The 21,956-nt window shown below is 69.3% G+C and carries 19 protein-coding genes; 11 read left to right on the top strand and 8 right to left on the bottom strand.

Translation table 11 applies throughout. The features are described 5' to 3' along the window. Positions 1 to 147 precede the first annotated feature (147 nt). Positions 148 to 1,677: a histidine ammonia-lyase gene (hutH, locus tag ACW17W_RS06735; RefSeq protein ID WP_492079984.1), complete on the top strand. Its 1,530-nt coding sequence runs from the start codon at positions 148 to 150 to the stop codon at positions 1,675 to 1,677. A gap of 37 nt (positions 1,678 to 1,714) precedes the next feature. Here the strand turns inward: hutH and ACW17W_RS06730 are convergent, their stop codons facing one another. Further along, positions 1,715 to 3,580: a PPC domain-containing protein gene (locus tag ACW17W_RS06730; RefSeq protein WP_492079983.1), complete on the bottom strand. Its 1,866-nt coding sequence runs from the start codon at positions 3,578 to 3,580 to the stop codon at positions 1,715 to 1,717. 111 nt (positions 3,581 to 3,691) lie between these two features. On the opposite strand from ACW17W_RS06730, the gene folD reads away from it, so the two are divergent. The 5 genes from folD to ACW17W_RS06705 all read left to right on the top strand — a co-directional run bounded on the left by folD (position 3,692) and on the right by ACW17W_RS06705 (position 7,735). Then, a complete protein-coding gene (folD, locus tag ACW17W_RS06725) occupies positions 3,692 to 4,615 on the top strand; it encodes a bifunctional methylenetetrahydrofolate dehydrogenase/methenyltetrahydrofolate cyclohydrolase FolD (RefSeq protein WP_492079982.1) in 924 nt (307 codons plus the stop codon). 91 nt (positions 4,616 to 4,706) lie between these two features. Then, the gene (locus tag ACW17W_RS06720) at positions 4,707 to 5,381 is read left to right on the top strand and encodes a LemA family protein (RefSeq protein WP_492079981.1); all 675 of its coding nucleotides are present in this window, start codon (positions 4,707 to 4,709) and stop codon (positions 5,379 to 5,381) included. After that, entirely contained in the window at positions 5,378 to 6,220 is an 843-nt protein-coding gene (locus ACW17W_RS06715) for a TPM domain-containing protein (protein WP_492079980.1), read from the top strand. Before ACW17W_RS06720 ends, ACW17W_RS06715 begins: the two co-directional genes overlap by 4 nt. Next, entirely contained in the window at positions 6,214 to 6,924 is a 711-nt protein-coding gene (locus ACW17W_RS06710) for a TPM domain-containing protein (protein ID WP_492079979.1), read from the top strand. The genes ACW17W_RS06715 and ACW17W_RS06710 overlap by 7 nt, the downstream gene beginning before the upstream one ends. A gap of 76 nt (positions 6,925 to 7,000) precedes the next feature. Then, positions 7,001 to 7,735 carry an endonuclease/exonuclease/phosphatase family protein gene (locus ACW17W_RS06705; RefSeq protein ID WP_492079978.1) on the top strand — a complete coding sequence of 245 codons (735 nt, stop codon included), beginning with the start codon at positions 7,001 to 7,003 and terminating at the stop codon, positions 7,733 to 7,735. Between the two features lie 24 nt (positions 7,736 to 7,759). On the opposite strand, the gene ACW17W_RS06700 is transcribed toward ACW17W_RS06705, so the two are convergent. Further along, positions 7,760 to 9,250, bottom strand: coding sequence for a phospholipase D-like domain-containing protein (locus ACW17W_RS06700; protein WP_492079977.1), 1,491 nt, complete (start codon positions 9,248 to 9,250; stop codon positions 7,760 to 7,762). Positions 9,251 to 9,413: 163 nt separating this feature from the next. Between ACW17W_RS06700 and ACW17W_RS06695 the strand changes: the two genes are divergently transcribed. From ACW17W_RS06695 to ACW17W_RS06685, 3 genes are all read left to right on the top strand, one after another. Then, positions 9,414 to 9,596, top strand: a complete 183-nt coding sequence (locus ACW17W_RS06695; RefSeq protein WP_492079976.1) for a hypothetical protein — start codon at positions 9,414 to 9,416, stop codon at positions 9,594 to 9,596. A gap of 145 nt (positions 9,597 to 9,741) precedes the next feature. Continuing rightward, on the top strand, positions 9,742 to 12,351 hold the full coding sequence (locus ACW17W_RS06690) for a tipN (RefSeq protein WP_492079975.1): 2,610 nt from the start codon (positions 9,742 to 9,744) through the stop codon (positions 12,349 to 12,351). A gap of 107 nt (positions 12,352 to 12,458) precedes the next feature. Further along, on the top strand, positions 12,459 to 13,055 hold the full coding sequence (locus tag ACW17W_RS06685; protein ID WP_492079974.1) for a hypothetical protein: 597 nt from the start codon (positions 12,459 to 12,461) through the stop codon (positions 13,053 to 13,055). On the opposite strand, the gene ACW17W_RS06680 is transcribed toward ACW17W_RS06685, so the two are convergent. Next, the gene (locus ACW17W_RS06680) at positions 13,042 to 14,193 is read right to left on the bottom strand and encodes an MFS transporter (protein WP_492079973.1); all 1,152 of its coding nucleotides are present in this window, start codon (positions 14,191 to 14,193) and stop codon (positions 13,042 to 13,044) included. The two genes, ACW17W_RS06685 and ACW17W_RS06680, sit on opposite strands and share 14 nt — an antisense overlap. 65 nt (positions 14,194 to 14,258) lie before the next feature. On the opposite strand from ACW17W_RS06680, the gene ACW17W_RS06675 reads away from it, so the two are divergent. Further along, complete coding sequence (locus ACW17W_RS06675) at positions 14,259 to 14,630, top strand: DUF423 domain-containing protein (protein ID WP_492080279.1); 372 nt, start codon at positions 14,259 to 14,261, stop codon at positions 14,628 to 14,630. A 28-nt stretch (positions 14,631 to 14,658) separates the two neighbouring features. Beyond that, on the top strand, positions 14,659 to 15,642 hold the full coding sequence (pip, locus tag ACW17W_RS06670) for a prolyl aminopeptidase (protein WP_492079972.1): 984 nt from the start codon (positions 14,659 to 14,661) through the stop codon (positions 15,640 to 15,642). Positions 15,643 to 15,932: 290 nt separating this feature from the next. Here the strand turns inward: pip and rodA are convergent, their stop codons facing one another. The 5 genes from rodA to ACW17W_RS06645 all read right to left on the bottom strand — a co-directional run bounded on the left by rodA (position 15,933) and on the right by ACW17W_RS06645 (position 21,838). Then, on the bottom strand, positions 15,933 to 17,096 hold the full coding sequence (gene rodA, locus ACW17W_RS06665) for a rod shape-determining protein RodA (protein ID WP_492079971.1): 1,164 nt from the start codon (positions 17,094 to 17,096) through the stop codon (positions 15,933 to 15,935). Continuing rightward, complete coding sequence (gene mrdA, locus ACW17W_RS06660) at positions 17,093 to 19,090, bottom strand: penicillin-binding protein 2 (protein ID WP_492079970.1); 1,998 nt, start codon at positions 19,088 to 19,090, stop codon at positions 17,093 to 17,095. The genes rodA and mrdA overlap by 4 nt, the downstream gene beginning before the upstream one ends. Beyond that, positions 19,087 to 19,605: a hypothetical protein gene (locus ACW17W_RS06655; protein ID WP_492079969.1), complete on the bottom strand. Its 519-nt coding sequence runs from the start codon at positions 19,603 to 19,605 to the stop codon at positions 19,087 to 19,089. Before ACW17W_RS06655 ends, mrdA begins: the two co-directional genes overlap by 4 nt. Continuing rightward, on the bottom strand, positions 19,602 to 20,651 hold the full coding sequence (mreC, locus tag ACW17W_RS06650) for a rod shape-determining protein MreC (protein ID WP_492079968.1): 1,050 nt from the start codon (positions 20,649 to 20,651) through the stop codon (positions 19,602 to 19,604). Before mreC ends, ACW17W_RS06655 begins: the two co-directional genes overlap by 4 nt. Before the next feature lie 146 nt (positions 20,652 to 20,797). Then, positions 20,798 to 21,838 (bottom strand): rod shape-determining protein, encoded by a 1,041-nt coding sequence (locus ACW17W_RS06645; RefSeq protein ID WP_492079967.1) that lies wholly within the window; start codon positions 21,836 to 21,838, stop codon positions 20,798 to 20,800. Positions 21,839 to 21,956 lie beyond the last annotated feature (118 nt).

The following is a 21,956-nucleotide window of genomic DNA, read 5'->3' as shown; positions in this document are numbered from 1 at the left end:
CGTCGTCCTGGCGCGGTCGGGTGAGGGGTCACGGCGCCCCTCATCTCGCACCTCAGCCCCTCCCCCTTTCGCGCCAGAACGACCGCTTCGCGCTCGTGCGCTCAAGCCCTCTCCCGCCGGGAGAGGGATCTGATTTTGGACCACCCCATGACCCTCACCCTCGGCCAGTCCCCCCTCACCCTCGCCCAGCTCCGGGCCGTCCTCGAAGCGCCCGCCACCGTCGCCCTCGCCCCCGACGCCTGGACCGCCGTCGAGCGCGGTGCGGCTGTCGTGGCGGCCATCGTGGCCGAGGGCCGCACCGTCTATGGCGTCAACACCGGCTTCGGCCTGCTGGCCAACACCAGTATCGCCACTGAAGATCTTGAAACCCTTCAGAAGAACCTCGTGCTCAGCCACGCCTGCGGCGTCGGCGCCCTGCTGCCCGACGACGTCGTCCGCCTGCTGATGGTGCTGAAGATCGCCTCCCTTTCGAAAGGCGCCTCGGGCATCCGGCGCGAGACGCTCGAGGCCCTGATCGCCCTGGTCAACGCGGACGTCCTGCCCTGTATCCCGTCCAAGGGCTCGGTCGGCGCCTCGGGCGACCTCGCCCCCCTGGCCCATATGTCCTGCGTCCTGATCGGCGTCGGCGAGGCCCGCCATAGCGGCGAGACCCTGCCCGCCGAGGCCGCCCTCGCCCGCGTCGGCCTGACGCCCCTGACCCTCGGCCCCAAGGAGGGCCTCGCCCTCCTCAACGGCACCCAGTGCTCGACCGCCCTCGCCCTCGCCGGCCTGTTCGCCGCCGAGGCCGCCTTCGCCGCCGGGATCGCCGCCGGGGCCCTGTCGGTGGACGCGCTCAAGGGGTCCGACGCCCCGTTCGACGCCCGCATCCAGCTCTTGCGCGGCCAGCCCGGCCAGATCGCCGTCGCCGCCCGCCTGCGCGAGCTGATGGCCGGCTCGGCTATCCGCGACAGCCACCGCCACGACTGCGCCAAGGTGCAGGACCCCTATTCCCTGCGCTGCCAGCCCCAGGTCATGGGCGCCGTGCTCGACGTGCTGACACAGGCCGCCGCCACGCTGGAGCGCGAGGCCAATGCCGTCACCGACAATCCCCTGGTCTTCATCGAGGACGGGGACGTCATCTCCGGCGGAAACTTCCACGCGGAACCCGTCGCCTTTGCGGCCGATATGATCGCCATGGCCCTGTGCGAAATCGGCAATATCTCCGAGCGCCGCACCGCCATCCTGGTCGATCCGAAGATGAGCGATCTGCCCGCCTTCCTCGTCCGGGCATCGGGCCTGAACTCCGGCTTCATGATCGCCCAGGTCACCGCCGCCGCCCTCGTCGCCGAGAACCGGATGGTGGCCCACCCCTGCAGCATCGACACAGTGCCGACCTCCGCCAATCAGGAGGACCATGTCTCCATGGCCACCCACGGCGCGCGGCGACTGCTGGACATGGCCGGGAACACGGCGACCGTGGTCGGCATCGAATTGCTGGCCGCCGCCCAGGGCATCGAATTCCATCGCCCCCTGACCAGTTCGCCGGCTCTGGAACAGGTGCTGGCGATCGTGCGCGAGGCCGCCGCCGCCTATGCCGAGGATCACTATTTCGCCCCCGACATCGCCCGCGCCACCGCCGGGGTCAGCGCGGGCCGCTATCGGGCCTTCGCCGGCCCGTTGCTGCCCTCCGGGGTCTGAACCCGAACGACAGACGGGCCGGCCCGGCAGCCGGCGATCAGGGCTTGCGTTCGACCGTCAGCGTATAGGCGCCGGTCTGGCTGGCGTCGAAGCTGCGGGCGCGGATCACATAGGTCCCGGCCCGCTCCACCGTCCAGTCGACCTTGGCATGGGTGTCCGACAGACTGTCGTCGTCGGTGGCGAGGCTCTCGAATGAGCCATCCGTCTTCTCGCGCCCGATATCCAGAAACGCGTCGAAGTCGTTGGATACAAGAGTGACATTCAGCTTTTCACCCGCCGCCGCCTGAACCCGGTAGGCGTCATAGAACATGCCCTCGTCCGTCAGGGCGTCATTGTCCGTCAGGGCCCCGCGCGCGGTCGCGCCGACCAGTATGCTGCCCGGCAGGGGCTGGGGGCCCTTGTCCAGAAGCTCGATCGAGAACAGGCCCTTCTCCTCATTGCCCAGCGGCGAGGCGCGGAGTTCATAGGCGCCGGTTTCCGGCAGTTTAAACGTCAGCCGCGAATCGGTGCCCTCGCCCAGGCCGTCGTCGTCGCTGGCGAGGACTTCCCAGTCGCCGCCGGGCCGACCCAGTTGCACGAAGGCGTCGAAATCGCCCGACCGCACAATGGCCTGGACGCGCGCGCCCTCGACGCCCTCGAACCGATAGGCGACATAGCTGCGGCCCTCATTGTCGCGCGGCCCGTCGGTCTTGATCTCGCCTTGCAGCGTCTGGCCGAAGGCGATGTCCGTCGGATCCGGGATCGGCGCCGCCTCAACGATCTTCAGCGTATAGGGGCCGCGCCCCTCCTCGCCGCCCAGGGACCGGGCCTGCACCGTATAGGTCCCGGCCTCCGCCAGGGTGCGGACCAGACGCGAATTCGTGCCCTCGTCGCCGCTGTCGTCGTCCTCGCCGAGGCTTCGGCCGTCGGGCGCGAAGAGTTCGAGGTAGGCGTCGAAGTCGGTGGCGTTGAGGGTGATCTCGACCCGCTGGCCGGCCGTGGCGGTGAAGCTGAAGGCGTCGGCGCGCTGGCCGGCGTCATTCAGTCCGTCTTCAGACGTCAGTTCGCCTTCGGCCTCGCCGCCCATTTCGATGGGCTTGGCGGCGAGCGCCGGCGGCCCGTCCGTGAATTTCAGCGTATAGGCGCCCTCCGAACTCTCGGCGAGCCCTGTGGCGCGGATGACGTATTCGCCGGCCGACGGCGCGGTGAACACCAGCCACGAGCCGAGACCTCCGCTTGGCCTGTCGTCGTTCTCGGCCAGCTGGATGAAGGAACCGCGCATCATTCGGCCGATGCGAACCACGGGATCGAACGCCTCGGAATCCAGCGACACCGCCACCCGCTCTCCCTCGCCCAGACGAACCGCATAGGCGTCGTATCGCGCGCCCTCATCGGACTCGGGGTCCCGCGCGCCAAGGGCGCCGCTGGCCGGGACATCCTTGCGCAGGGCCGTGGGACGCGGAGCCCGGGGCGCCGGCGGGCGGGCGTTCAGCGACAGGGTATAGGCGCCGCCCTCCGTTCCGCCCAGGGTCCGGGCCCGAAGCACATAGTCGCCGGCCTCGGGGGTGACGAACCGCAGGCGCGAATGGGTGCCTTCGCCCAGACCGTCATCATCGGCGGCCACGGCGCTTTCCATGTCCGAGGCCTTGAACACCTCCAGATAGGCGTCGAACTCATCGGCGCGCAGCACCGCTTCAAGTCGTTCGCCGGCGGGGGATGCAAAGCTGTAGTCCTCGTAGCGGTAGGGGCCGTCTTCAGGGCCGCCTGTCGGATCGGAGTCATCCAGAGCTGCCGACACCTGACCGCCGATACGCAGCGGCGCGGCCGCCGGCGATGAGGTCAACGTCGAGTCCTGGGCCCAGGCGGTCCCCCCGGCCATGAGGGCCAGGGCGCTGATCGAGGCGGCGAGAAGAGAGCGGTTCATCGAGGTTTCCTGAAAGGTCGTCCGCCAACATAGACGCCGATCCGTGACGTCTGTAAATCGCCCCGGACCGCACGAAACCTGACTGAACCAGACCCGACGGAAGGCCCCGCCATGTCCGAAACGCCCCTCCAGGCGCGCCCCATCGACGGCAAGGCCTTCGCCGCCGCCCTGGTGGACCGCATATCCGCCGCCGTGGCCAGGCTGAAGGCCCGTCATGACCTCGTCCCGGGACTGGCCGTGGTCATCGTCGGCGAGGATCCGGCCAGCCAGGTCTATGTCCGCAACAAGGGCGAGCGCACCCTGGCCGCCGGCATGCGCTCGGACACCCACCGTCTGCCCGGGACCACGACCCAGGACGAACTTCTGGCCCTGATCGGCGAACTGAACGCGGATACCGGCATCCATGGCGTTCTGGTGCAGCTGCCCCTGCCCGCCGCCATCGATTCCGCCGCCGTTCTCGACGCGATCGATCCGGACAAGGATGTCGACGGCTTCCACGTCGTAAACGCCGGCCGCCTGGCCGTCGGCCAGCCCGGCCTCGTGCCCTGCACCCCGTTGGGGTCGGTCATGCTGCTGAAGGATGCGCTGGGCGACCTGTCCGGGCTGAACGCCGTCATCGTCGGCCGCTCGAACATCGTCGGCAAGCCGATGGCCCAGCTGCTTCTGGCCGAGAACTGCACCGTCACCGTGGCGCATTCGCGCAGCCGCGACCTGCCCGCCCTGTGCCGCGCCGCCGACATCCTCGTCGCCGCCGTCGGTCGCCCGGAGATGATTCGCGGCGACTGGATCAAGCCCGGCGCGACCGTCATCGACGTCGGCATCAACCGCGTCCCCTCGGCCGATCCGGTCAAGGCCGCCGAGGGCCGAACCCGGCTTGTGGGGGACGTCGCCTTCGCCGAGGCCGCCGCTGTGGCCGGGGCGATCACCCCGGTGCCCGGCGGCGTCGGTCCGATGACCATCGCCTGTCTGCTGGCCAACACCTACATGGCCGCCTGCCGGGCCCGGGGCGTGGAGGCAGAGACGCTCGCGGCCTGAACGACGCCGCACTGAAGGCTTGCCGCATCGCCGCCGGCGTCTGATAGTCCTGCCGGTCGCCCCATCCGGGCGCTTCATCAGGAAGACGACCATGGTCCGGATCTCGCCTCGCACAACGGCTTTCGTCGCCCTCATCGCCGTCGCCCCCGCCGTCGCCGGCTGCGGCTACAACACCATCCCGACCAAGCGCGAACGGGCCGAGGCCGCCTGGGCCGACGTCCAGAGCCAGTACCAGCGCCGCGCCGACCTGATTCCCAATCTGGTCGCCACGGTGCAGGGCGCCGCCATCGCCGAACGCGCCACCCTCACCGAGGTCATAGAGGCGCGGTCGAAGGCCACCTCCGTGCAGATCAGCCCCGACACCCTCAGCGACCCGGGCGCCTTCCAGGCCTATCAGGCCGCCCAGGGCCAGTTGACCGGCGCCCTGTCGCGCCTGCTGGCCACGGTCGAGGCCTATCCGCAGATCCAGTCCAACCAGAATTTCCTGAACCTGCAGTCGCAGCTGGAAGGCACCGAAAACCGCATCACCATCTCGCGGCGCGACTACAACGAGGCCGTCCGCGACTACAACACCACCCTGCACACCTTCCCCTCGATCGTCTGGGCCAAGACCTTCCAGTCGGGCAATAAGGACATGCAGCTGTTCACCGCCTCGGCCGAGGCCCAGACGGCGCCGACCGTGACCTTCAATGTCGGCCCCGCCCCGGCCGCCGCGCCCGGCGGCGGCGCCCCGGCCGTGACGCCCGGTTCTGCGCCCTCGCAGTGACCCAGGCGCTCCGGCATCCGGCGGCCACGCTGAGGACGACGGCCCGGCCTGTGCTGCTCTTGCTGGGACTGTGGCTGGGTCTGGCGGTTCCGGCCTGGTCGCAATCGACGCCGGACTTCCCGGCCCTGACGGGGCGGGTGGTGGATCAGGCCCATCTTCTGTCCGCGCCGGCCGAAGCGGCTCTTGACGACAAACTCGAGGCGCTTGAACGCCAGACCGGGGATCAACTGGTCGTCGTCACCCTGACCAGCCTGCAGGATCGCGAGATCGAGGACTATGGCTATCAGCTGGGCCGGGCCTGGGGCATCGGCCAGTCCGAAAACGACAGCGGCGCCCTGCTGATCGTCGCCCCCAATGAGCGCAAGGTCCGGATCGAGGTCGGCTACGGCCTGGAGCCCGTCCTGACCGACGCCATGTCCAGCCATATCATCCAGACCCGGATCCTTCCCGCCTTCAAGGTCGGGGGCTTCGAGCGCGGCATCAGCGACGGGGTCGACGCCATCATCACCCAGCTGACCCTTGATCCGGCCGAGGCGGCGTCGCGGGCCGCCCGCATCGAGCCGGAACCGGCTGAATTTCCCGTCGGCCCGATCCTTCTGGTGCTTCTGGTCTTCGTCTTCATCGTCATCGGCCTGATGCGTTCGGCCTCGGGCGGAGGGCGCAGACGGCGCGGCGATCTGGGTTCGATCCTCGTCTGGACCGCGGCCGAGGCCCTGCGCCAGGGCGCCCGGTCGGGCGGCGGGGGGGGCTTCAGAAGCAGCGGGGGCGGTTTCGGAGGCGGCGGCTTTTCCGGGGGCGGCGGCAGTTTCGGCGGCGGAGGCGCATCGGGCGGATGGTGATTTCGACGGTGTCCCAGGGCGTGCTGTCTCCAGAGGACAGCGCCCGCGTCTCCCACGCCATCCTCGTGGCCGAACAGGCGACGTCGGGAGAGATTTTCTGCGTCCTGGCCCGCGAGGTGTCCGCCTATCGCGACGTGTCGCTGGGCTGGGCGGCGGCCGCGTCGCTGACGGCCCCCATGCTGCTGATCCCCCTGGGGTTCGACCCCGCCTGGGTGCCCGGCGTGGCCGACAGCTGGGAGGCCGTCCAGCTGGCGGCGCGTGATGCGGTTCTGGCGAAAGCCCTGACGGCCTATGCCCTGCTTCAGGCGCTGGTCTTCATCATCGTCTTCCTGATCGCCTGCTGGCCGCCCGTCCGCCGGCTGCTGACGCCGCCCGCCCTGCGTCGGTTCCGTGTGCGCAAGGCCGCCCTGCGCCAATTCATGGCTCACGGCCTGCATATGACCCGGGACCGCACGGGGGTGATGATCTTCGCCGCCCTGTCCGAGCGACAGGTCGAGGTCGTCGCCGACAAGGGCATTCACGATCAGGTCGACAGCGATGTCTGGGCGGGGGCCGTCGAGGACCTGACCGCCGCCATGCGCCGGGGCGACCCCGCCGCCGGATTTGAGGCAGCCGTCTTCCGGGTCGGCGCGGTCCTCGCACAGCATTTTCCGCCGCGCCCGCGCAACCCGGACGAACTGCCCAACCGACTGGTCGAGATGTGATCGACCGCCGCAAGGTCTTTCACCTGTCGCAATCGCGGCGCATGAAGCGGGCCATCGTCCGCCGCTCCCGGATCCCATGCCCCGTCTTCTGACCTACAACGTCCACCGCTGCCTTGGCGTCGACAAACGCCTGGACGTGGCGCGGATCGCGGCGGTGATCGCCGACCAGGAACCCGACATCGTCTGCCTTCAGGAACTGGACGTCGGTCGCGCCCGCACGGACCATGTCGACCAGGCGTTCGAGATCGCTGACCGGCTGTCGATGTCCGTGCATTTCAACGCCGCCATGACGGTCGAGGCCGAACAGTATGGCGACGCCCTGCTGACCGCTCTTCCCGAGCGTCTGGTGCGCAAGGGCGCCCTGCCGACGGTGCGGGGCATCCCGGGGCTGGAGCCGCGCGGCGCCATCTGGGCGGCCATCGAGATAGACGGCGTCACCCTGAACGTCTTCAACACCCACCTCGGTCTGGTTCCGCATGAGCAACGGCTGCAGGCCGAGGCGCTCGTCGGTCCGGACTGGATCGGCCATCCCGACTGTGTCGGCCCCGTCCTGCTGACCGGCGACTTCAACTCCACCTCGATCACCCGACCCTATCAGGTGCTCGCCGCGAAACTGGACGACGCCCAGCGCCGTCTGGGCCTGAAGCCCAGTCTGAAGACCTTCCCCTCGTCCTTCGCCGCCATCCGCATCGACCACGTCTTCGTCAGTCCGCATATCCGCATCACCGGCGCCTCGGTTCCGAATGCCCCGATCGCGCGGGCGGCGTCGGACCACCTGCCGCTGGTGGTGGATTTCGAAATCCTGCCCTGAGCCGCCGGCCCCGGTCGTTCGGGCCTATCGCTCGCGCAGCCGGCTGAACTCACCGCCGGCCTGGCGCTGGGACGGATTACGCCGCTTCCACGGCCGCCAGGCGTTGTCCGCCGATGACGGGTCGCCCAGTTGCCACTCGGCGATGAACCGTTCGACGCTGGACGGCGGCACGGCGCCCAGGGTCTCCATCCGCCCGGTATCGAAACTGGTGATGGCCTTGCCGACCGAACCCAGCGACGCCTCGGCCGCGGCGAACGCCGCCGAATCCACGCCGATGAAATGTCCGATGCTGTGATGCCGGAAGTCGCGGATGACGGCGCGCCCGGCCTCGGTTCCCGGTTCGACGGCCAGGTCGCACTCGGTGTCCAGACCCATCGAACGATTGTTCAGATTGGTTGATCCGATCCGCAGCAACTGGTCATCGATGACCGACACCTTGGCGTGGATGATGATCCGCTGGCCCCGGGCCGTGCGCGGGGCGAAGGCCGAGAAGCGGTGGTGGCGGTCGGCGGCCTCCAGCCGGAACAACACCTCGGACCGGGCCGTGTCCATGGTCATCTTGTCGAACCAGCTGGGACTGTTGCCGGTCGACACCAGGACGACCTCCGGGCCGTCCGGCTCCTCCAGCCGCGCGGCCAGGGCGGCGGCGATGGCGGGCGAGGTGAAATACTGGTTCTCGAGATAGATCAGCCGGCGGGCCCGGCGAATGGACTCCAGATGAAGCCGTTCGTTCTCGCGCACCTCGGCCCGCCCCCTTGTGTGGGGCTCGGTGCGGGCCAGTCCGACAGGCGTGTCCCGCATCTGCACGTCGACCCCGTCAGGCCAGGGGTCGGTGCGGACCTCGTCCGGCACAGTCCGCTCCCATGTGGCGCGGAACCATCGCTCGCGCGCCAGATCGCCCAGGGCGCGTGCGGCGGGCCCCGACAGGACGGCCATGGTCTCGTGGCGTGGCGCGCTTATGACGCCTGAAGGCATACAGCGTCGCGGATCGCCGTCCTGATGCTGTTCTGTATCCCACCGGTCGGTCGAGATGTCTCCGCCGCCGCAGAACGCCACCGCATCGTCGATGATGACGACTTTCTGATGGTGACAGGCGCCGATCGGCCCGGGCTGATCCAGCCGGAACTCCACCATCCGCTTGCGGAACCACCTCTGGGCCTTGTGGGGGTAGAAGCCCTGGGACGCCGCGATCAGCAGGGGCGAGTGCCAGATCAGCAGCCGCACATCCAGTTCCGGCCGGGTCCGCACCAGCATTCTCAGCTTGTGGCCGATCTCGGTGGAGCGGTCGTCCATCCCGGTCTCGGGATTCAGGCGGGTGCGCGGATCGAACTGCCAGCCCAGCACGACGATGGATCGCTGCGCCTTGTCCAGCGACGACGACAGGGCGTCAAAATAGGCCTTGTTCTCCATCAGCACCGACAGCCGGTCAGCCGTCTCGGTCCGCCACACGGTCTCTCCGGGCGCAAGCAGGCTGCCGGCATAGCCGGCGATGGCGGGGGTGGCTGGGTCGGACATGCGCGCGCTTTTGATCCAGAAGCATGACAATGGTGCACGGCCGGCGGCCCGCCGCAAAGCGACATTCGCCCGCCCCCGGACCCCGGATTGAAAGCGAAGCGATTTTCCGGCATCATGAGGCCGGTCGCCGTGGGACGAGCGGGAAATCAGGGAGGGGTTCCAGATGCAGGGGTTGTTCGAACTGCTCGCCGGTTTCATCGCCCTGCTGGTCGCCGCCTGCCTGTCCCAGTTCGGTGTAAACCTTGAGGCCTCGCCCAAGGCCGAGCGGGAGGTGCATCGCATCTCCGACTGCGCGGTGGCGAACGACAAGATCCAGGTCGTCGAACGGCCCGCCCCGCGCTGCTGAGCGAGGACGCCTCCGGTCTCCCTGCCGGCCCCCGAATTCATTTGATCCGGCCCCGGCGTCTTTGCGGACGCGACCGGAGGGGTTAGGGTCAATCGCCCGCCGCGCCTTTCGGCCGCCGGCTCCCGAATGTTCGAGACGACGCCTGATGAAATCCCGCCAGCGGCCGCCCCTCAATCTGTCCGATCCGGAGCCCGTGGAGGTCGTGACGGACGCTGGCCCCGCCACGCCGGCCGACGAGACCGGGGCCGCGCCTGACGCCGCAGATCCGGCGATGTCCTCCCCGCCCGAACGCCTGATGTCCGAACGGCGGCGGCGTCGCCTGCAGGAGGAACAACGTCAGGCCGAACAGCGCGCGACACTCGAGATCGTCGAGCCCCCGCAAGACGCGCCCGTGACGACCCCCGATTTCGGGGCCGCGATCGAGTTCGCGCAGAGCGCCGAGGCGCCGCCCGCCCCCTATGTCGCGCCAGCGCCGCCGGCGACCGTCTCGCCGCCGGCGGCGGGGCAAACCCTCAAGGCGGCCGAGGTCACCGGCGCCGCCCGCCATGCCTATGCCCTCGCCGGCCTCGCCTCGGCCCTGTGGGTCGGCGGCGTCGCCGCCCTGGCCGCCTATGAGTTCGGCGCCGCAGGGAGCACTCTCGACCCGTTGCGGATGGCCATCTACGCCCTGCTGGCCCTGGCGCCGGTCGGGCTGGCCATCCTTCTGGCCCATGCGGTCAGACAGGGCGCCGGACTGGCGGCGGAAACCCGCCGGGCCCGTGGCCTGGCCGAGGCCCTGGTCGCCCCCACCGCCCTGGCGGCCCAGCAAACCGGCGAGGTGCTGCAGACCCTGCGCCACGACATCGACCAGGCCAGTCTCGCCGCCGAGCGCGCCCGCCACGACATGACCCTTCTGCGGGCCGCCCTCGCCGAGGAAACCGCCCGGCTCAACGACGCCGCCGCCGCCGCCGGCGTGATGGCCCGCAAGCTGACGGACCAGCTGGGTCATGAACGGGAAGAGATGCTGGCCCTGGGTCTGCATCTGGATACCCAGTCCGGCAATGTGCTCGATTCGGTCGAGCGCCAGTCCCGCATGATCGTCGACGCCTCGGACCTGGCCCAGACCCAGCTTCGCGAGGCCGAGGCTGCCCTGGCCGCCCGGGCCGCCGATCTGGCGGCCGCCGCCGGAGAGGCGCAGGACGCCGCACGCATGGCCGCCGACGATCTGGCGCGCCAGACCCTGCGGCTCGAGAACGCGGGCTCGGGCGTGACGGAGCAGATTCAGTCGGTCGAGGAGGGTCTGGGTCAGCAACGCGCCGCCCTGGTCACCGCCGCCTATGCCCTGCGCACCGAACAGGAGGATTTCTCGGCCCAGGTCGAGAGCCAGCGCGCCCAGTTGATCGCCCAGCTCGACGCCACACGCAGCGCGGCCGGGGCCCTGGACGAGACCTCCAGCCGCTCGGCCGAATCGATTCGCGAACTGGTCGAGGCCGCCACGGACCAGTTCCGGGCCCTGGTGGAGATGTCCCAGCGCGAGGCCGACGGCTTTGACTCCGCGACCCGCGTCGCTCTTGACCGGTTCGAGGCCCTGGCTGCCGAAGCCCGCGACACCCTGGTCGAGGAAACGCGACGCGCCCTGGCCGCCATGCAGGCCACCGCCGAACAGGCGCGGCTCGAGTCCATGGAAGCCTCCAGCGAGGCCCAGTTGCGGGTCGATCGACTGGGAGAAGCCCTGTTCGACGCCGCCCAGAAGGCGGATCAGGCCGCCGATGAGCGTATCGCCGGCGCCCGGCGGATCATCACCCAGACGGCCGACCTGGTCGACGTGGCCGGCGAAAGCGCGGTCGAGCGACTGGAACGCACCATGGACCGGATGACCCGCGCCCTGGCCGAGATCGAAACCGCCGTCACCGAGATGGATGAGCGTTCGGCGCGCCTGCCTGACGAGGCCCGTCGCCGCGCCGGCGAGGTCCAGGCCACTGTCGAAAACGGCCTGGCCGCCCTGGCTGCGGCGTCCCGGAAGGCCGCCGAGGACACCGAGGCCCTCGACATCGCCTTCCAGGAACGCGTGCGCCGCAACTACGACATGCTGACCGAGGCTGTCCGTCTGATGGGCGTGGTGTCCGGCGATTCCGCCGCCTCGCGCCGCCGGGACGCCTCCCCGCCGCCGCCGGCGGACGAGGATCGTCCGGTACGATCCACCCGGGGCGGCGATGCCGCCGAACCGGGCCTGCGCGGGCGACTGCGGCTGGAGCCGACCGGCGACGAGTTCAGCATCCGGCCGGCGCCCCGCGCCCCGGCCGGCGGCAACGCCGGCCCCATGGGCTGGAGCGATCTGGTCGGGGACGAGCCGCCGCCACGCCCCGCCGCATCCGGCCGGGAGGCTCGCGGCGCAGCCCCTGCCCCCGCCCCGTCGCCCGCCGAGGCGGAGGCCATGGCGGATCGGATCACGGCCGCGATCCGCCGCATGGGGGTCGATCCCAACGCCCTTCTTCCACGGTCCCGCGTCGAGGAAGCCGCCGGGGCCTTCGCCGCCCGAGACCCGGAGCGCGCCCGTCAGATCGTGCGTCGCATCGCCCCGGCCGCCGTCCGCAGCGTTTCGCGACGGGTCATCAGCGACACGGATCTGCGCGCTGACTCAGAGCTTTACGTCCGCTCATATGCGCGGCTTCTGGAAGGCCACGGGCGTGACGGGGCGGCGGTTCTGGCCGCTCTGGGATCCGATGCCGGCCGGGCCTTCCTGTTGCTGGATGCCGCGATCGGCGACCTGGGGTGAAGCGCACGGCTCGGCGCAACCCCTGATTTCAGACTTGACGGACCGGGGGTGTTCCGGACACGGTGCCGCGTCCGTCACAACATCGTCACACGCGACCAGCAGGGTTCATGCTTGCCTCTCCAGAGATCAGGCCCGACCGCAGGCCGTCGATCATCATCTGCGCCTATGACGTGAATGACGCCGGCTGGGATGCGGTCGAGGACCTGTCCGGCGCCGTCTGGAGCCCGGCGGGGGCGCGTACGGTGCCGGTCGCCGGCGACGCGCCGGACCGTCTGGCCCGCCGACTGCAGGACCATTTGATGGACACGGGGTGTCGGGCGGTGCTGCTCGTCGGCCGGACGACGCTGGCGGACCGGTTCCGCGTCCAGATGCGGGCGGCGAACCGGACCCTTGATGGCGCGGCGCGCCTGACCCGCACCGGACCCGCCATGGCGCGGGCCACGGCCCCGGTCGCCGAAATGGTCCGCGCCCTCAAGGACGCCGGGCTTTCGGTCGACGCCAGTTCGGAAGACGAGGACGACGCCGGCAACTTCCTCCTCTACAGCCTGCTCGCCAGCCTTGCCGATGATGCGGACGTGCCCGCCGTCGGCCTGCTGCGCGCGCCGGCCGGGGCCGATCCGGTCCTTCTGGACCGGGGCATCAGGGCCGCCGCCGCCGCCATCGCCCGCCATCTGTCGCCCCTGCCCCGCGTCAGGCCTGACTGATCGCGGCCCGCGTCCGGCGAAGCGCCAGAACCCCGAGGCCGCCGCAGGCGCCGAGGACGGCCATCGCCGCATAGCCGTGCAGGCCGATAGCGTCGTACAGCGGCCCGGACACCAGGGTCGCCAGACCGATCAGCACCCCGGCCGACAGGATCGACAACAGGGTCTGGGCCGCCGTCTGGCTGTCCGGCGGCGCCAGTCGCGAAGCCAGTTGCACCCCTGCCAGGAAGGTCGCGGCGAAGGTCAGGGCGTGCAGGGTCTGCAGCGGCCACAGCAGCCATAGCGGCGGGGCGAGGGACAGGGCCGTCCAGCGCACGACAGCGGCGACCGATCCGACGGCCAGCAAGGTCAGCGGCCCGATCCCCCGCGCCCGCCGCCAGGGCTCGCCCCACCACATCAGGCCGATCTCGACCACGACCGAAAAGGCCCACAACAGTCCGGTCTGGATCTCGGCTATCCCCTGGGCCTTCCACGAGAGGGCCGAGAACCCGTAGTAGAAGGCGTGGCTGGACTGGACGCAGCCGACCGCCAGCATGGCGCCCATGAAGACGGGATCACGCGCCAGCCGCCCCAGACCCCTGAACCGGTCCCGTTTGCGCGTCGGCGCGCCGTCGGTGACGGGTTCGGGCGGCAGGATCCGCAGGGCGGTGACGGCCATGGCGACGCCTGCCGCGACGATCCAGATCAGCACGGCATCGACCCCGGTCCGCGTCAGCAAGGCGCCCATGATGACATTGGCCCCCACAAAGGCGGCCGAGCCGCAGCCGCGGGGAAAGGCGAAGGAGAAGCCCTGTTTCTGCGCCAGTCGCACGGTCATCGCATCGGTCAGCGGGATCATGGCGGCCGAGGCCGTCGCCGCGACGAACCACAGCGGGGCCCACAGCCAGAAGCCCTCGGCCAGGGCCGTCAGGGCATAGGCGGCGGCGCTGGTCAGGGCCAGAAACGCCAGGGCGGTGCGCCGATAGCGAAACCCGTCCGCCCAGACCGCGATCAGGGGGCCGGTGACCAGACGCCCCAGCATGGGCGCGGCCAGCAGGACGCCGATCTGCGCCCCGTCCAGCCCCCGGGCATGGAACCACAGTCCGGCGAACGGCAGGGCCACCCCGTTGGCCCCGAACAGCAACATGAATTGCAGCGCCATGCGCCGTGACGAATCCATCAGCCTGGATAGCAGACGCCGCGCTTCGCGTGGGCTAGTTTGACGTGATGATCCTGAACCGCCCCCTCGTCGTCGCCGCCGGCCTCAGCGGCGCCCTGTCGATCGCCCTCGGCGCCTTCGCCGCCCATGGCGCCGGGCCCGCCATCAAGACCCTGCTGACCACGGGCAGCCACTATCTGATCGTCCATGCCGTCCTGGCCGTGATCTGCGCCATCTGGCCCTTCCGGGATCGTCGGGTCGGACTGGCCGGCTGGCTCGCTCTGGCGGGCGGTCTGGTCTTCTGCCTGTCCCTGGCCGCCCTGGCCTGGACCGGAGTGACATGGCTCGGCGCCATCACCCCCGTCGGAGGCCTGCTGATGATTGTCGCTTGGCTTTTGCTCGCCTTTGCCGCATTCCGGAACGGCCTGACATCCGACTGATCACATCGCCAGAGACCCTTGAACCCGCATGGCTTTTACGGCTCCAGAGGCGCCCCGGCGCGAACTCTATCCCGAGATCGAACCCTTTGCCTCCGGCTGGATGGAGACCGGCGACGGCAACCGGATCTACTATGAGGAATGCGGCAACCCACAGGGCCGGCCGGTCGTGGTCCTGCACGGCGGCCCCGGCGGCGCGGTGAATCCGGGCATGCGCCGCTATTTCGACCCGGCGAAATACCGCATCGTCCTGTTCGACCAGCGCGGCTGCGGCCAGTCCACGCCCAATGCGTCGGAAACCGATCTGTCCGACAACACCACCTGGACCCTGATCGAGGACATCGATCGGCTGCGCGAGCGCTGCGGCGTCGACAAATGGGCGGTGTTCGGCGGCTCCTGGGGCTCCACCCTGTCCCTCGCCTATGCGATCACCCATCCGGAGCGCTGCGCCGCGCTGCTGCTTCGCGGCATCTTCCTGCTGCGCAAGCCCGAGCTGCGCTGGTTCTATCAGGAAGGCGCCTCGATGCTCTATCCCGACGCCTGGGAACGGTTCGTCGAACCCATCCCCGAGGCGGAGCGCGGCGACCTGATAGCCGCCTACTACCGCCGCCTGACCGGTCCGGACCGGGCCGTGCGCGAACGCTGCGCCATCGCCTGGTCCAGCTGGGAGGGCGAGACCGTCAGTGTCGAGGGCCCCGGCGCCCGGCCTGACAAGTTCGCCGATCCCGCCTTCGCTGTCGCCTTCGCCCGCATCGAATGCTGGTATTTCGTCAACGGCGGCTTCTTCCCGGAAGAGAACTGGATCCTCAACAACATCCGCCGTATCCGCCACATCCCCGGCTGGATCGCCCAGGGCCGGTTTGACGTGGTGACCCCCATGACCAGCGCCTGGGACCTGCACCGCGCCTGGCCCGAGGCGAGGCTGGACGTCATCCCCGACGCCGGCCACGCCTCGTCCGAGCCCGGCATCATCGACAGCCTGGTCCGCGCCACCGACTGGGCTGCGGGGCTGTAGGCGCGTCATACGCAGACCAGGCGGACAGCAAGCCGTGGGTTGAAGGGTTCATCACGACGGCCACAACGTGGGCACGACGAGCACAACGCGGCCCCGGAGCTTCGATAAATCTGCACCGCAGATCCAACCCAGCCGGATGGCGGCGAAGCCGCCGATTGTCTTGATCTGGACGGGAGCCGGCGGCGCCGCAGAGTCACCGATCCCGTCGTGCCCGACGTGAACTCGTCGTGCCCGCTGTCATGAACCAGACCAGCCGATCACAAACGACGAGCGGCGCGGGCCCCGGACGTCTAGAACAGCCCCTGCCCTCTGGGCAGTTCGGTGTAGCGGTGGACGCGCATCGACAGGATGAAGCCGAAACCGATCATCACCGTCATCATCGACGAGCCGCCATACGACAGCAGCGGCATGGGCACGCCCACGACGGGCGCAAGGCCCATGACCATGGCCCCGTTGATCAGCACGAACAGGGCGAAGAAGGAGGTCATCCCCGCGGCCCCGATCCGGCCGAAATGGCTGTGGGCCAGGGAGGCGATCCTGAGCGAGATCAGGATCACGCCCGCATAGCAGGCCAGCACGAAACAGGATCCGACAAAGCCGAACTCCTCCGCCACCGTCGAGAAGATAAAGTCCGTGTGACGTTCGGGCAGGAACTCCAGCTGGCTCTGGCTGCCCAGACCATAGCCCTTGCCCAGCAGGCCGCCCGAGCCCACGGCGATCTTGGACTGGATGATGTTGTAGCCGGTGCCGGACGGATCGCTTTCAGGGCTGAGGAAGGTCAGCACCCGGTTGCGCTGGTAGTCATGCATTCCGAACATCACGAACGGCGGAATGATCGCCATCGCGGCGATGGACAGGGCTGTGATGATGCGCCAGCTCAGCCCGGCCATGAACATGACCGCCGCCCCGGTCAGGCCGACGATCATGGCGGATCCCAGATCCGGCTGTTTGGCGATCAGGATAAAGGGCACGCCGATCATCGCCGCCGGAACGATCAGCTTCCAGTGCCAGCGCGCCTCCTCGGCCGAATGGGTATGGTACCAGCGGGCCAGGGCCAGGACGAGACCCAGCTTGATGAACTCGGCGGGCTGGATGCGGATGAAGCCGAGGTTGAGCCAGTTCTTGGCCCCTGCCCCGGCCGGCTCATAGCCCAGCGGGGTGAACTCGATCAGCAGAACCAGGAACAGCAGCACCGCATACAGCGGATAGGCCGCCCGGAACCACCAGCGCGGATGGACCAGGGCCAGGGTCAGCATGACGAACAGCATGCCGGTGAACCGGATCAGCTGATTGATCGCCCATGGACGCCACTCGCTCCCGGCGATCGAATACAGCATGGCGATGCCGGAGCCGGCGATCAGGCAAATCAGGCCCACCAGCCGCCAGTCGATCTCGGCGATCTTGGTCGTCAGGCGGTCGCGCTCTCCGGGCCGCGTCAGGGCGGAAGATGTCATTGCGGCGGCTCGGGCAGAGGGGTCGGCGGCGGTCCGGTGGGTCTTGCGGCGGCTTCAGGCGCGGCGCCGAATTCCGCGTCTTCAGCCGTCGCCGGCCCGGCGGCTTCCGGGGGCGGCGGACGGGTGATCCGCTCGCGCATCTCCGGATCCTTGAGCAGGACCGTGCGCATGACCTCGCGGGCGCGGGGCGCGCCTGCGGTCGCTCCGCCCCGGCCGCCGTGTTCGATGATCACCGCCACGGCATAGCGGGGCGCATCCACCGGCGCGAAGGCGACGAACAGATTGTGGTCCTTCAGGGCCCAGACGTCGGACTTGCGTGATCCCGAGCCATAGTCCCGCGACTGGGCCGTCCCGGTCTTTCCGGCCATCTGGATATCGCCCAGCCCCAGCTGGCTCTGGCGATAGGCCGTCCCGGACCGGTCGTTGGCGACGGCGATCATGCCCTGCCGGACGATTTCGATATGGTCGCGCCTGAACGGCAGGTCGGGGGCCTCGGCGCCGCTGGGACGCTCGACGCCGCCGACCGACTTGATCAGTCGCGGCAGCAGGGCCTTGCGGCCGTTCGCCAGACGCGCCGTCATGACCGCGAGCTGCAGGGCATTGACGGTGATCGCCCCCTGGCCGATGGCGACCGAGGTCGTCTCGCCCGGATGCCAGACGGGGTCCTTGGGAAAGGTCCTGCGCTTCCACTCCGTCGACGGCAGCAGGCCCTTGCGCTGATTGCCGACCCCGATGTCGAACGTGTGCTCGAACCCCATGGCGAGGGCCGCATTGCGAATGCCGTCGACCCCGGCCCGATTGCACATGGCGTAGAAATAGACGTCGCACGAGTTCTTGATCGCATCGTGCATGTCCTGGGAGCCGTGCACCCCCCAGCAGCGCTGGGTGCGGTTTCCGGTCCGCCACGACCCGGTGCAGACCACGCGTTGGGCCGGATCGACGCCCGCCACCAGCAGCGCCAGCGCCGTGGTGGGCTTGAAGGTCGAGCCGGGCGGGAAGGTGCCGTTGATCGCCTTGTCCAGCAGGGGCTTGCGCTCATAGTCGGCCAGGGCGCGATAGATGCTGGTCGGGACGCCGCTCACGAACAGGTTCGGATCAAACGACGGCGATGACGTCATGCACAGGATGTCGCCGTTGCGCACATCCATGACGACGCAGGACCCGCTCTCGTCACCGAACACTTCAAGCGCCCGGTTCTGCACATCGACATCCAGCGTCAGGACGACGTCGTCGCCAGGCACGGCGGGACGCGACCCCTCAAGGTCCTCGGCCACGACCCGCCCGCGGGCGTCGACCTCGACCCGCAGACCGCCGGCCTTGCCCTGGAGGGGCTTCTCCAGGGATTTTTCGAGGCCCGCGCGCCCGATCCGGTAGCCCGGGTTGAACAGGATCGGCTGCGGCTCCTCGCCCGCATCGCGAATCGCCTTGATATCCCGGTCGGCGACCTTGGCCACATAGCCGATGACATGGGCGAACGCCCCGCCATACGGATAGTAGCGGGCCTGGTTCATGTCGGCCATCACGCCGGGAAGTTCGTTGGCGTACAGATTGACCTTGGCGAACTCCTCCCAGTTCAGGTCGGTCTTGACCGGGACGGGAGAGAACCGGGGGGCCGCATTGACCTCGCGGATGATGGCGCGCCGGCGATCCAGGGTGTCCGGCAGCAGCTGCCCCAGCAGGTCCAGGGTCTGGTCCAGGTCCTTGGTCTCGTCCCGCACCACCAGAACGCGGAAACTGGGCCGGTTGCCGGCGATGACGACGCCGTTCCGGTCGAGGATCCGGCCCCGCGGGGGCGGGGTCAGGCGGAAGTTGAACTGGTTGTTGATCGCCTGGGTCGCATATTTTCCGGCCTGGACGACCTGCAGCTGTCCCAGCCGGATCGACAGGGCCGTAATGCCCAGGGCCGCCGCGCCGCCCAGCACAAAGGTCCGACGCAGGAAGGATCCCTGGCGCTCATTGACGTCTGCGAAGAAGATGGACGGTTCGTTGCTCATCGAAACCGCACGTCCCCGTCGTCGAACCGCTGCAGCATCCAGTGCGCGGCCGGCCACAGGATCAGGGTCGGGACGATCTGACCCAGCAGGCCCAGAACGCTGGGCGCATTGCCCGCATCCAGGGCCACGACCAGATAGCTGATGAGAAAGGCCAGCACCGTGCAGCAGCCGTACCAGACCATCAGGATCTGGTCCTCCTGCCCGGCCAGCAGATTGCGCGACAACAGGACCAGCACATAGACAGCCAGCAACGACAGCGGCCAGACGCCCAGCATTCCGCCCCACAGGAGGTCCAGAAACAGACCCAGGCCGAACAGGACGATGGGACCGATCATCGAGGGGCGGATCAGGGGCCAGGCGAAGGCCAGAACGAGCGGAGCGACCGGCTCCGGAAGATTGAAACCGAACAGCCGGAACGGCGTGGCCAGCAACAGGGACACCGCCATCGCAACCAGGCTGGGGATGATGATCCAGTGCAACGGTCCGACGACGCGGACGGCGACGGGCCGTTTCATCCCGGGGCTCCCGGAGTGGTCCGGGCCGGCGCCGGGGGGGTGGCGGCGCTGGCGGCGGCGGTCCGGGCCCGTTCCGCCGTCGCAGCGGCATTCCGGCGGGCGGCGGCGTCGGCGATCGTGGCGGCCTGGGCCTGGTCAGGCGCCGGGGCGGTGCGCAGGCCGGCCAGGGGCGGGGCGTTCAGGCTTTCCGGGTCGACCAGCTGGGCGAAATCCTGAAACAGCAGCACCCTGACATAGTCGATGGCGCCCCGGTCGCTGAACAGTTTCACGCGCCAGGTGCCGTCGATTCCCTTGGCGGCCACCCCGATCGGCACGCCGCGCGGCAGGCCCCCGCCATCGCCGGAGGTCAGTACGCGGTCGCCCGCCTGGATCGCGCCCGCGCCCTGGATACTGTATTCCAGACGGGGATTGCCGCTGCCATCCCCGGTCAGGACGGCGCGGGCGTCGCTGCGATCAATCAGCACCGGTATCCGGCTGGCGACATCGGTGACCAGCAGCATGCGGCTGATGCCCGCGCTCGTGCCTGCAATCCGGCCGACCAGCCCGTGCTCGTTGATGACCGGATTGCCGACCTGGATGCCCTTCGACGTCCCGGCGTCGACCAGGCGCGCATTGACGAAAGGACCGCGGGAGTCCGAAATTGACCGCGCCGTCACCATCGCCACGGGCGGCTCGGTCCGCAGGCCCAGCATGACCTCATAACGGGCGTTGACGTTCTTGAGGGCGATCGCCTGGTCGCGCCACGGCTCCAGTTCGGCCACCCGGGCTCTCAGGCGCCGGTTCTCGGAGACCGCGAAGAAATAGCCCTTGATGCCATCGGTCACCGAGCCGGCGAACCTCACCGGCGCCGACAGGGCCCCCGCCACCGGGCCTGCGGCGGTGTTGAAGCCCGAGCGGACCGGGGCATAGGCGTCATCGGTCCGGCCCTCGCGCCGGTCGCTGAAAATCAGCAGCAGGGCGGCCACCAGGCCGACGACCGCCATGACCGCGGCGGTCCACACCAGCGGCACCTTGATGTTTTCGAACGGTCCGTCGCGAAACGCCACGCCGGTTCTTTCCGGGATTGAGGAACTGGAGCGGCCAGAGCGCCGCTTGACGGAAAGCCTATCGCAAAATCACGGCGGGAATGAAACCGGCGTCTACGTTGCGATCACAAGGATTTGCCCCGCTGGTCGAGGGGCGGCCGCCCGACTCAGAGCGACGAGTCGAGGACGCCCTTCATCCAGCGCGGATGCTCCAGCACCCGGCCGCAGCCGATGGCGACGCAGGAAAGGGGATCGTCGGCCACCGACACCGGCAGACCGGTGTGATCGCGGATCTCGGCGTCCAGGCCGCGCAGCAGGGCGCCGCCGCCCGTCAGCATGATGCCCTTGTCGGCAATGTCGGCCGCCAGTTCCGGCGGGGTGGCTTCCAGGGCCACCTTGACGGCGTCGACGATCTGGCTGACCGGCTCGGCCAGGGCCTCGGCGGCCTGGCGTTCCGAGATACGCACCTCGCGCGGCACGCCCTGCATCAGGTCGCGGCCCTTGACCTCGATGAACAGGCCCTCGCCGTCGGCCGGCATGCGGGCCGTGCCGATATCCTTCTTGATCCGCTCGGCCGTGGTCTCGCCGATCAGCAGGTTATGGTTGCGACGCATGTAGCTGATGATGCTGTCGTCCATCTTGTCGCCGCCCACGCGAACACTGCGGGAATACACGATCCCGCTGAGCGACAGGACAGCCACTTCCGTCGTGCCGCCGCCGATATCGACGACCATCGAGCCGGTCGGCTCATGGATCGGCAGGCCGGCGCCGATCGCGGCGGCCATCGGCTCGTCGATCAGGCCCACGCGGCGGGCCGAGGCGTTCAGGCAGGAGTCGTTGATGGCGCGCCGCTCGACCGCCGTGGCGCCCGACGGCACGCAGACGATGATCTTGGGGTTCACGAAGCCCTTGCGGTTATGCACCTTGCGGATGAAGTGTTTGATCATCTCCTCGGCGACCTCGAAGTCGGCGATGACCCCGTCGCGCATCGGGCGGATGGCTTCCATATGGCCCGGGGTGCGACCCAGCATCTGTTTGGCCTCGATGCCCACGGCGTGCACGATCTTGCGGCCGCCGACATTGCGCAGGGCCACAACCGAAGGTTCGTTCAGGACGATGCCCTTGCCCTTCATATAGATAAGGGTGTTCGCAGTCCCCAGATCCATCGCGATGTCGTTGGAAATGGCGCCGAAGAGGGAGAAGCTCATGGGGGTGTGGTACCGTCTGTCTTGTGGGCCGAGGGCGTCGATTGTCCGTGGTCTGACTGGCGACGCCCCAACGCGCGCATCCCCTACGCACCGTTTCCTGATCGTCCGCGCCTGACTG

This window comes from Brevundimonas sp. FV1ye29L (assembly GCF_058681095.1).
Note: the sequence above shows the minus strand (reverse complement) of the source record. Positions and strands in the feature narration are given on the sequence as shown.

Coding starts and splice junctions, on each gene's coding strand:
- hutH (WP_492079984.1), top strand. CDS start 148: ATGACCCTCACCCTCGGCCAGTCCCCCCTCACCCTCGCCCAGCTCCGG.
- ACW17W_RS06730 (WP_492079983.1), bottom strand. CDS start 3,580: ATGAACCGCTCTCTTCTCGCCGCCTCGATCAGCGCCCTGGCCCTCATG.
- folD (WP_492079982.1), top strand. CDS start 3,692: ATGTCCGAAACGCCCCTCCAGGCGCGCCCCATCGACGGCAAGGCCTTC.
- ACW17W_RS06720 (WP_492079981.1), top strand. CDS start 4,707: ATGGTCCGGATCTCGCCTCGCACAACGGCTTTCGTCGCCCTCATCGCC.
- ACW17W_RS06710 (WP_492079979.1), top strand. CDS start 6,214: ATGGTGATTTCGACGGTGTCCCAGGGCGTGCTGTCTCCAGAGGACAGC.
- ACW17W_RS06705 (WP_492079978.1), top strand. CDS start 7,001: ATGCCCCGTCTTCTGACCTACAACGTCCACCGCTGCCTTGGCGTCGAC.
- ACW17W_RS06700 (WP_492079977.1), bottom strand. CDS start 9,250: ATGTCCGACCCAGCCACCCCCGCCATCGCCGGCTATGCCGGCAGCCTG.
- ACW17W_RS06695 (WP_492079976.1), top strand. CDS start 9,414: ATGCAGGGGTTGTTCGAACTGCTCGCCGGTTTCATCGCCCTGCTGGTC.
- ACW17W_RS06690 (WP_492079975.1), top strand. CDS start 9,742: ATGAAATCCCGCCAGCGGCCGCCCCTCAATCTGTCCGATCCGGAGCCC.
- ACW17W_RS06685 (WP_492079974.1), top strand. CDS start 12,459: ATGCTTGCCTCTCCAGAGATCAGGCCCGACCGCAGGCCGTCGATCATC.
- ACW17W_RS06680 (WP_492079973.1), bottom strand. CDS start 14,193: ATGGCGCTGCAATTCATGTTGCTGTTCGGGGCCAACGGGGTGGCCCTG.
- ACW17W_RS06675 (WP_492080279.1), top strand. CDS start 14,259: ATGATCCTGAACCGCCCCCTCGTCGTCGCCGCCGGCCTCAGCGGCGCC.
- pip (WP_492079972.1), top strand. CDS start 14,659: ATGGCTTTTACGGCTCCAGAGGCGCCCCGGCGCGAACTCTATCCCGAG.
- rodA (WP_492079971.1), bottom strand. CDS start 17,096: ATGACATCTTCCGCCCTGACGCGGCCCGGAGAGCGCGACCGCCTGACG.
- mrdA (WP_492079970.1), bottom strand. CDS start 19,090: ATGAGCAACGAACCGTCCATCTTCTTCGCAGACGTCAATGAGCGCCAG.
- ACW17W_RS06655 (WP_492079969.1), bottom strand. CDS start 19,605: ATGAAACGGCCCGTCGCCGTCCGCGTCGTCGGACCGTTGCACTGGATC.
- ACW17W_RS06645 (WP_492079967.1), bottom strand. CDS start 21,838: ATGAGCTTCTCCCTCTTCGGCGCCATTTCCAACGACATCGCGATGGAT.